Raw genomic sequence first — 7,669 nt, 5'->3', positions numbered from 1 at the left:
TCCGAAACCCAACAAGGAGTTTCGGATTCTTACACAGCCTGAGGATCGGTCAATGGATCCTTAACTGATCGGCATTAGAGCCCTGGCTCCCATTTTTTATGCCCGCTGATGGCGGAAAAGACGCAAAAAAGAGGGCCAGTAAACTACTGGCCCCTTAACTGGAAGCAATGTGAGCAATGTCGTGCCTTCACAAGAAGTCCATCACGTTGGAACAAATGAAGTCTTTCCCGGAAAACAAGGTAACAATAATTATTCTCATTTAACTGTGCAAGCCTTATTTGCGAAGATCGCAAAAAAATTGACCACCCATGGGGGTGGTCAATCTCGTCAGGCTTGTCGCGTAGCAGCTTGCAGGCCAGCCAATCCGGCCTCCCCCACCAGCTTGCGGCTGAGATAGCGCAGCAGCACACCGTAAAGCGGCACAAACAACCCCAGACTTATCAGCAACTTGAATACGTAATCTACGGTCGCGATCTCGACCCAGTGCTCGGCCATGAAGGGATCCGTGCTGCGCCAGAAGGCGATGCTGAAGAAGGCGATGGTATCCACCAGATTGCCGAACAGGGTGGAGGCCGCCGGTGCCACCCACCAGGCTTTCAGCAGGCGCAGGCGGTTGAACACCACCACATCCATGAACTGGCCCACCAGATAGGCCATAAAGCTGGCTAACGCGATCCGGGCAACAAAGAGATTGAACTCTGCCAGATTGCCCACCCCCTGGAAGCTCCCTTCGAAGAAGAGCACCGAGAGCACGTAGGAGACGGTCAATGCCGGCAGCATCACGGTCTGGATGATCTTGCGTGCCAGGCCGGCGCCGAAGATCCGCACCGTCAGATCGGTGGCCAGGAAAATGAACGGGAAGCTGAAGGCACCCCAGGTGGTGTGGAAGCCAAAGATGGTGATCGGCAGCTGCACCAGGTAGTTGCTGCTGGCAATGACCAGGATGTGGAACAACGAGAGACGTATCAGTGCCGTCTGGTACTGAGCCGGAGTCAGGTTCATATTGTGACCTTTTTGGTTAATGGGGTTAGGGAACCCATATCGCCACCATGGCGATAATCAAGGGGCGAGATTATACGCCCCAAAATTGATAGTTCAATCTTTATGCGGTTATCTCAAGGGATTGACTCGCATCGCACGCCAAGCTTACTCCTGGGACTGCCGAGCCAGCCAGAGCAGCGCCTCCGCGTCGTCCGGCTGCACCGCCGCCAGCCAGCAGCCGCTGTAATGTTCGTACTCGAGCCGAAAGCGGCTGCCTTCAAACTCCAGCAGCCAGCTGTGGCGATCCGCCCCCCACTCCCGCTCGAGAGCCGCCAGCTCCCACTCCTGCAACAGGGCCTCGGCCAGAGTCGGGAAGCTGTCCCAGTCAAGGCCCGGGCAGGTCAGCATCACCACCCCGGCTTCCCTGTCTGTCTGCGTGATACGCCAGTTCATCCGTTGCACCTCAACTGCTGCACGAGAGCTCGCCCCCGCAATACCAGCCCGGATGCGGGGTGGCGAGATCCTCGTATTCCGGTTGCTCATCATAGGGATGCTGCAGGGCCGCAAACAGCCGCTCGAACGGCGCCATGTCGCCCTGCTCTGCCGCCTCTATCACCTGTTGGGCCAGGGCGTTGCGGAGCACATACTTGGGGTTGACTGCATCCATCTGCCCCTTGCGCACGCCATCCTCGCTCCCTTCCCGGGCGAGGCGTGCCCGATAGACCTCAAGCCACCCCTGCCAGACGGCAGGATCCGGCAACAGGGCCAGCAGGCTGGCGGGCCACGCTCCCTCTCGCGTCACCTCACCGAGACGTCGCAGGAAGAGGTGGTAATCCACCTTGTGCGCCGCCAGCAGCCGGAACAACTCGCGGAACAGCGCCGGATCCTCCTCTTCCCACACCGCCAGCCCCAGCTTGGCGCGCATCAGCTCGGAGTAGTGCAACATCAGCTGGTGCTCGTACTGGGCCAGGGCCGACGCGAGCGCGTCGCCATCCACATGGCCGGCCAGCGCCTGTGCCAGCTTCTGCAGGTTCCAGTATCCGACCGCAGGCTGCTGATCCAGCGCATAGCGACCATCCGGATCCGAGTGGTTGCAGACGAAGTCCGGCACATAAGCGTCGATGAAACCGTAGGGGCCGTAATCCAGGGTCAACCCGAGCAGGGACATGTTGTCGGTGTTCATCACCCCGTGACAGAACCCCGCCGCCTGCCACTTGGCGATGAGCCGCGCGGTGCGGCGCACTACTTCGGCAAACAGCTCGGCGCCATCGGCCAGCTCGGGGCAGTGGTAACGCCGCGCATAGTCGATGAGGGCGGGGATCTTCTCCCCCTGCCCGCTCCAGGCGAAATACTCGAAATGACCGAAGCGCAGATGGCTCGGCGCGGTGCGCAGCACGGTCGCCCCGCTCTCCACCTGCTCCCGGTAGACAGGCTCGTCACTGCCCAGCAGCACCAGAGCCCGGGTGGTGGGAATGCCGAGGGCATGCAGCGCCTCGGAAGCCAGGTACTCGCGAATGCTGGATCGCAGCACGGCACGGCCGTCGCCGAAGCGGGAGAATGGCGTCTTGCCCGCCCCTTTGAGGTGCAGGTCCCAGCGGCTGGCATCAGGCGCCAGCTGCTCCCCCAGCAGCAGAGCGCGGCCATCCCCGAGGCGCGGGCTGTAACCACCGAACTGGTGGCCCGCATAGACCTGGGCCACCGGCTGCATGCCCGGCAGGGGCTGCCCCTGGCCGCAACAAGCGAGCCACTGCGCCTCGCTCACCTCCCCGAGCCCCAGCTCACCAAGCAGCGCACGGTTCAGATGCAGCAATCTGGGGCCATGCAGCGGCTGCGGGGCAACGGGCTCGCAAGCCCAAGGGAGTTCGGTGGCAAAAGTGTTGATCAACTTCATGGTAATGGAGGTTGTCCCTGCGTATGCTCGTGTCACTCTTTATACCGCCGTCGGCTCGTCGAGGCTAACAGGCGATCACGATTATTCATTTCAAGGAGAAGACGATGCCAAAGTGGGTCTATACCCTGCCCCTGCTGGCGCTTGCCTGGGGCCATCAGGCCAAGGCGGCCGACATAGACGCAGGCAAGGCCAAATCCGTGGTCTGTGCCGCCTGTCATGGCGCGGATGGCAAGGCGAGCGTCCCGACCTACCCCCACCTCGCGGGCCAGAACCAGGCCTATTTGCTCAAGCAGATGGAAGCGTTCAAGGAGGGTTCCCGTACCGAGCCGCTGATGGTTCCCTTCATGGCGATGCTGACCGAGGCGGACATGGAGAATCTGGCAGCCTATTACGCCAGCCTGAAATAATGCATGGCGCCGACCAACGGGCGCCTTTCCACTGTTTGTTGTGCCAGCCTACTTGTTGTGCCAGCCTACCGGCCTGGGCCTGCAGCGGTCGATGACAAGGTCTACCTGGGCCGACCCTACCGGCGGCAGTAGTCGATGATCAGGTCCATAAAGGCCTCACCGAAGCGCTCCAGCTTGCGGTGACCGACACCGTTGACCGCCAGCATTTCCTCCTCGGTCATCGGCATGAGCTGTGCCATCTCAACCAGGGTGGCGTCGTTGAACACCACATAGGGCGGCACCTCTTCATCCTCGGCGATCTGCTTGCGCAGGGCGCGCAGCTCCTTGAACAGCCGCTTGTCATAGTTGGCGTTGTCGAGCAGGCCGTTGCGCTTCTCCTTGCGACTGGAGATGGGCTGCAGGCGGGGGACTGCCAGTTCCAGCTTCATCTCGCCACGCAGCACGGGTCGGGCCGCTTCGGTCAGCTGCAACACCAGATTGCGGGTGATGTTCTGGGTCAGCAACCCCTTGTGGATCAGCTGGCGGATGACGCTCATCCAGTATTCGTGGCTCTGATCCTTGCCGATGCCGTAGGTCGAGAGCTTGTCGTGACCGTGATCCTTGATGCGCTGATTGAGCGAACCGCGCAGCACCTCCACCACATAACCCACCCCGAAATTCTGTCCCACCCGCCAGACGCAGGAGAGCGCCTTCCGGGCATCTTCGGTGCCGTCATAGCTCTGGGGTGGATCGAGGCAGATGTCGCAGTTGCCGCACGGCTTGTCGTTGTACTCGCCGAAGTAGTTGAGCAGCACCTGACGGCGGCAGGTCTGCGCCTCGGCGAAGGCCGCCATCACGTTGAGCTTGTACTGCTCCACCTGCAACTGCTGGGGGTTTTCGATGTTGTCGAGCAGCCGGCGCACCCGACCGATGTCGGCGGGATCGTAGAGCAGCAGCGCCTCCGCGGGAGTGCCGTCACGCCCGGCACGGCCGGTTTCCTGATAGTAGGATTCGATGTTCTTCGGGATGTCGTAGTGCACCACGAAGCGCACGTTGGGCTTGTCGATGCCCATGCCGAACGCCACCGTCGCCACCACGATCTCGATGTCATCCTTGAGGAAGGCTTCCTGGGTCTGCTGGCGCAGCTCCAGCGGCAGCCCTGCATGATAGGGTGCCGCCTTGCAGCCGTGGCGGGAGAGCCGCTCGGCCACCTCCTCCACCCGGTTGCGGCTGGAGCAGTAGACGATGCCGCAGTTGCCCTTCTGGCTCTGCACGTAGCGCAGCAGCTGCTCGGCCGCCTTGAACTTTTCCACCAGGCTGTAGCGGATATTGGGCCGATCGAAGCTGGCGGTGTGGATGAAGGGATCGTTCAGTTCCAGCCGGTGCAGCATGTCGCTGCGGGTCGCCTCGTCGGCGGTGGCGGTGAGCGCCACCACGGGCACCTGGGGGAACCACTGCTTGAGCCGTCCCAGCGCCGCGTATTCCGGCCGAAAATCGTGCCCCCACTGGGAAACGCAGTGCGCCTCGTCGATGGCGAACAGGCCGAGGGGCAGCTCCGCCAACCGGTCCATGAACTCGTGCTGCAGCAAACGCTCGGGGGAAACATAAACCAGCTTGATCTCGCCCCGGCGCATGGCGGCGAAGTTCTGGATCATCTCTTCCCGGCTCAGTGCCGAGTTGATGTAGACCGCCGCCACGCCGTTGGCGCGCAGGGTGTCGACCTGATCCTTCATCAGCGAGATGAGGGGGGAGACCACCACACCGAGCCCGGGTCGCAGCAGCGCCGGGATCTGGTAGCAAAGCGACTTGCCGCCGCCGGTGGGTTTGAGCACCAGGGCATCGCGCCCCGCCACTATCTGCTCGATGATCTCGAGCTGGCCCGGCCGAAACTGCTGATAGCCAAACACCGCCTGCAACAGGGCAAGGGGATTCTCTGGCTGAGGGTCAGGCAGGGTTTCGGCAATGACGGTCATGGGCTCTCCTTTGGGGTCGCCATTCTAAAGCAGCCGCCGCCCACAATAAACCTGCCATTGCGAGTGTTAAGGAAGTGTTGCAGACTGGCTGGAGTTTTTACTCGGCTTTGATGACAGGGCGGACTGAAGGAATGAAACAGATGCTCAAGAAGATGGCGCTCAGTGGCATAGCCAACCTGTTCGCCGAAAAAATGCCCTTCAACAAGCTGATCGGCATGCAAGTCACCCACTACGACTTCGACAAGGTGGAGCTGCGCATCAAGATGGAACAGAAGCTCATCGGCAACCCTTTCCACAACATACTGCACGGCGGCGTCACCGCCAGCCTGCTCGATGTGGCGGGCGGCATGATAGTCGCCGCCTCCTGCATCGACGAGTTGGAGGACTTCTCCCCCAGCTATCTCAAGGAGCGCTTCTCGCGGCTTGGCACCATCGATCTGCGAGTGGACTATCTTCGTCCCGGTCGCGGCAACGAGTTCATCGCCACCGCCCACATCATCCGGGCAGGCAGCAAGGTCGCGGTCGCCCGCATGGAGCTGCACAACGAAGAGGGCACTCACATCGCCTTCGGCACGGGGACCTACCTCGTCGGCTAACGGTTTTTATTGCATAAAAAGTGCGCTTCTAAGCTGATTTTAATCATTAGAATTCTTACCCCCTCCTCCGCTCAGGGTCCATACTGAAAGTCGGGATTCTGTGCAGAGGGAGGATTGCAGACGATGAGCGCGATACTGGCTACCCAACCATCCAGAGCCTTGCTGACACGACTTGAGGCCATGCGCGAAGAAGTGCAGACCCCAGAGTGCCGTCACTGGTTGGAACAGGAGCTGGAGGGGTATTCTCTTTGTTCACCCCTGCCCTGGTATCGCATCATTGCCTGTCGGCAACGCGGTCACTTCCTGAATCTGAAGACGGGGAAATATCTGACTTGCCATATCGGCAGCCAAACGCTAAGCCAACGCGACCTGGCCCAAGTTCAGTTCATCTATGCCCGTGAACCCGCCGCCCACTATTTACTGCGTCACGATTCCCATATCGAGCCCTGGCCGGAATCGCTGCTGGAAGCGTATCGAGAGCAGCTGATCCCTGGTCATCTCTGCCTGCAAGCCTGGCATGAGCCCGTGTCTTCGCTGCGTTTACAACTGATGGAGGGAATAGCACATTTCATTAGTGAGTACCCCAAGCATGCGGCCCTGCAAACCCAACACGGTTTCAAGGCATTGCGGCATCAACACTGGCATATCTGAATGAGCGCCTGGGGCGCAAGGAGGGCACCATCGACAAGACCCATAACGAGATTGTCACAATCTAGAGTGCCGGAGTCAGGATCAGACTCCACCAGTGGGGCCACCGAGCGGTGGCCCTTTTAGTTGGGCAGATGAGGGAGATCGGAGCAGTAGAAGCAATCGACAATGGAAATGTCAGCTTTGCTTCAACAAACCAAATGCGAAAAGGCCGCTCATTGAGCGGCCTTTTTAAATGTGGTCGGTGTGAGAGGATTCGAACCTCCGACCCCTTCGTCCCGAACGAAGTGCGCTACCAAGCTGCGCTACACACCGATGTCTGCGGGGCGAGAATTTACCGAAAGCCCCGACCCGACACAAGCCTTTTTTTGCATTCACTCTAAAAAAATGGCTTTACGCTCAATAATTCAGCGAGTCGCAGCAAAAATCGCCACAAGGTATCTTTCCGCCTGCCTTCAGTCCTGTCGAGGCAACCTGAACTCGGTCGGCCCCAGCAAACGCCGGCTCCAATCCGCCACCACTCCATGTTCCAGCCAATGAGCCGCATGCTGGCGCCAGTTGGGAGAGAGCGCCGGGTTCTCCAGCAGCAGTTGCAGATCTTCCTCATTGCGGGCCTGGTTGAACAGGATGTCGGCGGTGCGCTTCACCGTCAGCTCAGGGTAGGGTCTGTCCACCAGTGTCAGCTCCCCCTGCGGATCCACCCTTCCCTCTTCCAGCACCCGCAGCAGCCAGCCACAGCGGCCACTCAGCTGCATCACCTGGGAGAGCTGGCCATAGCCAAAGCGCTGGTTGAGCTTGAAACAGGGGGATCTGGGCTGGCTTATCTGGATCAGCGCCTCTCCAAGTCGATAGACATCGCCGATGCAGGCCTGCGCCTCGGTCAGCCCCGAACCAGAGAGATTCTCGCCAAAGGTAGCAGGCTGCCAGGGTGTGCGTGGTACAGGCAGCCCCAGCGCGGTTTGCCAGGTTTTCCACCAGGCGTAGTGCTCCGCAGGGTAATGGTGCAGGGCCCGATCCGGGCCGCCATGATGGCGTCTGTCGCTCTGCTCATCCCCACGAAGGCCGAGGAAATCGCACCACAGAGGGGCGTCGGCAGGCTGCTTGTGGATGGCACTGATGAGGCCGGGGGCCTGCTCTGGGTTCAGTTCGGCGCTCTGGCCGATGAAGAGGGAGATCCGCATTCCATTCTCCTGA

General features: G+C 60.6%; 8 protein-coding genes and 1 tRNA gene. 3 read left to right on the top strand and 6 right to left on the bottom strand.

Annotated features, from left to right (window positions below):
- Nucleotides 1-327 precede the first annotated feature (327 nt).
- The 3 genes from PG896_RS07860 to PG896_RS07850 form a co-directional block, all read right to left on the bottom strand.
- Nucleotides 328-1,002: a 7-cyano-7-deazaguanine/7-aminomethyl-7-deazaguanine transporter gene (locus PG896_RS07860; RefSeq protein WP_201873102.1), complete on the bottom strand. Its 675-nt coding sequence runs from the start codon at nucleotides 1,000-1,002 to the stop codon at nucleotides 328-330.
- 144 nt (nucleotides 1,003-1,146) lie between these two features.
- Nucleotides 1,147-1,434 carry a DUF3630 family protein gene (locus PG896_RS07855; RefSeq protein WP_124245089.1) on the bottom strand — a complete coding sequence of 96 codons (288 nt, stop codon included), beginning with the start codon at nucleotides 1,432-1,434 and terminating at the stop codon, nucleotides 1,147-1,149.
- Between the two features lie 10 nt (nucleotides 1,435-1,444).
- Nucleotides 1,445-2,872: a protein adenylyltransferase SelO gene (locus PG896_RS07850; RefSeq protein WP_270835582.1), complete on the bottom strand. Its 1,428-nt coding sequence runs from the start codon at nucleotides 2,870-2,872 to the stop codon at nucleotides 1,445-1,447.
- Nucleotides 2,873-2,976: 104 nt separating this feature from the next.
- Between PG896_RS07850 and PG896_RS07845 the strand changes: the two genes are divergently transcribed.
- Nucleotides 2,977-3,279 (top strand): c-type cytochrome, encoded by a 303-nt coding sequence (locus PG896_RS07845; RefSeq protein ID WP_052815790.1) that lies wholly within the window; start codon nucleotides 2,977-2,979, stop codon nucleotides 3,277-3,279.
- A 116-nt stretch (nucleotides 3,280-3,395) separates the two neighbouring features.
- On the opposite strand, the gene recQ is transcribed toward PG896_RS07845, so the two are convergent.
- Nucleotides 3,396-5,231, bottom strand: coding sequence for an ATP-dependent DNA helicase RecQ (recQ, locus tag PG896_RS07840; RefSeq protein WP_052815789.1), 1,836 nt, complete (start codon nucleotides 5,229-5,231; stop codon nucleotides 3,396-3,398).
- A 131-nt stretch (nucleotides 5,232-5,362) separates the two neighbouring features.
- On the opposite strand from recQ, the gene PG896_RS07835 reads away from it, so the two are divergent.
- On the top strand, nucleotides 5,363-5,827 hold the full coding sequence (locus tag PG896_RS07835) for a thioesterase family protein (protein ID WP_039039661.1): 465 nt from the start codon (nucleotides 5,363-5,365) through the stop codon (nucleotides 5,825-5,827).
- A 123-nt stretch (nucleotides 5,828-5,950) separates the two neighbouring features.
- Nucleotides 5,951-6,478 carry an AbiTii domain-containing protein gene (locus tag PG896_RS07830; RefSeq protein ID WP_043153443.1) on the top strand — a complete coding sequence of 176 codons (528 nt, stop codon included), beginning with the start codon at nucleotides 5,951-5,953 and terminating at the stop codon, nucleotides 6,476-6,478.
- 235 nt (nucleotides 6,479-6,713) lie between these two features.
- Here PG896_RS07830 and PG896_RS07825 read toward each other — a convergent pair.
- Both PG896_RS07825 and PG896_RS07820 read right to left on the bottom strand, forming a co-directional pair.
- Nucleotides 6,714-6,790: transfer RNA gene (locus PG896_RS07825), tRNA-Pro, on the bottom strand.
- 140 nt (nucleotides 6,791-6,930) lie between these two features.
- Nucleotides 6,931-7,656 (bottom strand): MOSC domain-containing protein, encoded by a 726-nt coding sequence (locus tag PG896_RS07820; protein WP_270835581.1) that lies wholly within the window; start codon nucleotides 7,654-7,656, stop codon nucleotides 6,931-6,933.
- Nucleotides 7,657-7,669: the final 13 nt, after the last annotated feature.

Origin of the sequence: Aeromonas sp. QDB30, assembly GCF_027707645.1 — a bacterium.
GTDB classification, from domain to species: domain Bacteria; phylum Pseudomonadota; class Gammaproteobacteria; order Enterobacterales; family Aeromonadaceae; genus Aeromonas; species Aeromonas caviae.
This window is presented reverse-complemented; position numbering and strand designations above follow the sequence as displayed.